The organism is Stenotrophomonas sp. SrG (genome assembly GCF_050031795.1).
Taxonomy (GTDB): domain Bacteria; phylum Pseudomonadota; class Gammaproteobacteria; order Xanthomonadales; family Xanthomonadaceae; genus Stenotrophomonas; species Stenotrophomonas rhizophila_A.
The window spans coordinates 1-273 of sequence record NZ_JBNBBE010000247.1 but is presented as its reverse complement, the minus strand read 5'-3'; the positions used below and the strand labels follow the sequence as shown (position 1 = coordinate 273).

1 protein-coding gene is annotated in these 273 nt (G+C 60.8%); it reads left to right on the top strand.

Annotation, left to right across the window (positions count from 1 at the left end; all coding sequences use genetic code 11):
- Positions 1-86: 86 nt before the first annotated feature.
- A partial coding sequence (locus tag ACQG3P_RS19710; RefSeq protein ID WP_426805985.1) for a sugar phosphate nucleotidyltransferase occupies positions 87-273 on the top strand: 187 nt, incomplete at its 3' end.

Below are 273 nucleotides of genomic sequence, written 5' to 3'. Positions count from 1 at the left end.
ATGCCGGAATTTGCGCCGTTGCAACACGACTCTCACGTCGAGTCGGCTAAGGTGCGTCCCTTTCCGGCACGAGAGGCCAACAGGCTGTGACGAACAAGCGCAGTCGCAAGGCGGTTTTCCCGGTGGCGGGGCTGGGCACCCGGTTCCTTCCCGCAACCAAGACGGTTCCCAAGGAACTGCTGCCGATCATCGACCGGCCGTTGATCCAGTACGCCGTCGATGAGGCGATCGTAGCAGGGTGGGACACCCTGATCTTTGTCACCAATCGTTACA